3 protein-coding genes are annotated in these 2,015 nt (G+C 73.7%); all 3 read left to right on the top strand.

Annotation, left to right across the window (positions count from 1 at the left end; translation table 11 throughout):
* Window positions 1-311, top strand: a 311-nt coding sequence (locus G9H71_RS22385) for a hypothetical protein (protein WP_231135323.1), incomplete at its 5' end; no start/stop codon positions are given.
* A 137-nt stretch (window positions 312-448) separates the two neighbouring features.
* Window positions 449-1,027, top strand: coding sequence for an ArsR/SmtB family transcription factor (locus tag G9H71_RS22380; protein ID WP_166284963.1), 579 nt, complete (start codon window positions 449-451; stop codon window positions 1,025-1,027).
* Window positions 1,024-1,818: an SRPBCC family protein gene (locus tag G9H71_RS22375; protein WP_166284961.1), complete on the top strand. Its 795-nt coding sequence runs from the start codon at window positions 1,024-1,026 to the stop codon at window positions 1,816-1,818. Before G9H71_RS22380 ends, G9H71_RS22375 begins: the two co-directional genes overlap by 4 nt.
* The last annotated feature ends 197 nt before the right edge of the window (window positions 1,819-2,015 follow it).

Below are 2,015 nucleotides of genomic sequence, written 5' to 3'. Positions count from 1 at the left end.
GGATGAGCATCTTGACCGACTTCGGGCTGGGAGCGACCGTAGGGCGCTCGGTACGCAGCTCCGGCGGCGCAGCGACGCAGGGCGCTCGGCGGATGGTGACCCAGCTGCGGGGCGTGGCGGACGCCCGCCCCGACCAGAAGGCCGTACGCGTCGTGCGGACAGGGCTGTGGGTGGGCGCCTCGGACGTCCGCGCGCGGACCGAGGCCATCGCGCGCAAGGCCACCCGCACTGCGTCCGCCTCGCTGCAGGGACTGCGCGCCGGGGCCGTGGAGGCGGTGACCGTCACGCGTCGCGCTGCGAGCGAGGCATAGCCGCCCGGCAGGCGCACCGCGGCATCCGGCCGCGGTGCGCTTCGTCGTGGTAGCCGTCGAAGCCACCCCCGCGTGGTCGCCGACGTGGAGTGCACCCACCCTTGACAAACAAATCTGTCAGGAGCACGGTGGTGACCGTGCGGGACATCGACGTCATCGAGGACCCGGCTGCGGCAGCGGTCGCGCTGGACCCGGTCCGGGCGCAACTGCTGAGGGAGCTCGCCGTTCCCGGCTCCGCGGCGGCCGTGGCCGCACGCGTCGGCATCAGCCGGCAGAAGGTCAACTACCACCTGCGGGCGCTCGAGGCGCACGGCCTCGTCGAGCTGGCGGAGGAGCGCATGCGGGGCGGCATCGTCGAGCGCGTGCTGCGCGCGACGGCTGCGAGCTACGTCGTCTCACCCGCTGCCCTGGGCGACACTGCCGCCGATCCCGCGCTGACCGCCGACCGGATGTCGGCGCGCTACCTCATCGCGCTGGCCGGCCGGGCCGTGCGCGAGGTCGGCGGCCTCGTACGCCGGGCCGGCGCCGCTGGCAAGCGGCTGCCGACGCTCTCGCTCGGCACCGACATCAGCTTCGCGTCCGTCGAGGACCGTGCCGCCTTCGCCGACGAGCTCACCCGCGCGGTGCTCGCCCTCGCGGCGAAGTACCACTCCGACGGAGGACGGGCGCACCGGCTCGTCGTCCTCGCCCACCCCCGACCCGAGGAGAAGCCATGACGACACCCGACGTGCCCCTGCGGGGGGAGAAGACGATCGAGCTGCCCGGTACGCCCGAGCAGGTGTGGCAGGCGATCGCGACCGCCGAAGGCCTCAAGGCATGGATGGTGCCGGCCGAGCTGGAGGAGCGCGAGGGAGGCGCGGTCCGCTTCGAGCTGGGCGTCGGCGTCGAGTCCCGCGGCACCGTCACCGGGTGGGACCCGCCGCGGCGCCTCGAGTACTCCGAGCCCGACTGGGCCACGATGGGCGGCCCCGAGGATGCCGTCGTCACGCCCCTGGTCAGCGAGTTCCTCATCGAGGCCCGCTCCGGAGGCACCTGCGTCCTGCGCGTCGTCTCGAGCGCGTTCGGCACCGGCGCCGACTGGGAGCGCGAGTACTTCGAGGAGATGATGAGCGGCTGGCTGCCGATGCTCGACACCCTGCGCCTCTACCTCGAGCACTTCCCCGGTCAGCGGGCCGCCTACATGAACGTCCAGGCCGACCTGCCCGGCGGCCCCGAGGCGGTCAATGCCGCCCTTCGCGGAGCGGTCGGAGCCGACGCGCCCGGACAGTCGGCCGGCGTCCGTGGGCACAAGGGCGAGGCAGAGACGGTGACGGAGGGCAGCCTGCTGCTCCGGGTGAGCGACCCCGTGCCGGGGTTCCTCAACTTCTACATCTGGCCTCGGGACGACGGGATCACCACCGCAGGCGTGACGGGATACCTCTACGGCGAGGACGCCGCCGGCTACGTCGAGCGCGAGGAGCCCGAGTGGAAGGCGTGGCTGCAGGGGCTGGCCGTTCCCGCGAGCTGACGCGTCCACCCACGGCGGGTCGAGACAGCGGCCATCGACGCGAGGACGCGCTGGCCCGTGCCGTGGGTTGCCGAGCGAACGGCGGTCACGTGGCCGTGGGCACAGCGGGCACCGCGGTGCGGCCAGATCAGGCCTGCGCTCCGGACGGGCTGGGGCGACCCAGGTAGTAGCCCTGGCCGTGCGTCACGCCGAGGGTG

The sequence above is a fragment of the Motilibacter deserti genome, assembly GCF_011250635.1.
GTDB lineage: Bacteria > Actinomycetota > Actinomycetes > Motilibacterales > Motilibacteraceae > Motilibacter_A > Motilibacter_A deserti.
Note: the sequence above shows the minus strand (reverse complement) of the source record. Positions and strands in the feature narration are given on the sequence as shown.

What these genes read in the sequence shown, in the direction of transcription:
- G9H71_RS22375 (WP_166284961.1), top strand. Translation starts at nt 1,024, where the DNA reads ATGACGACACCCGACGTGCCCCTGCGGGGGGAGAAGACGATCGAGCTG.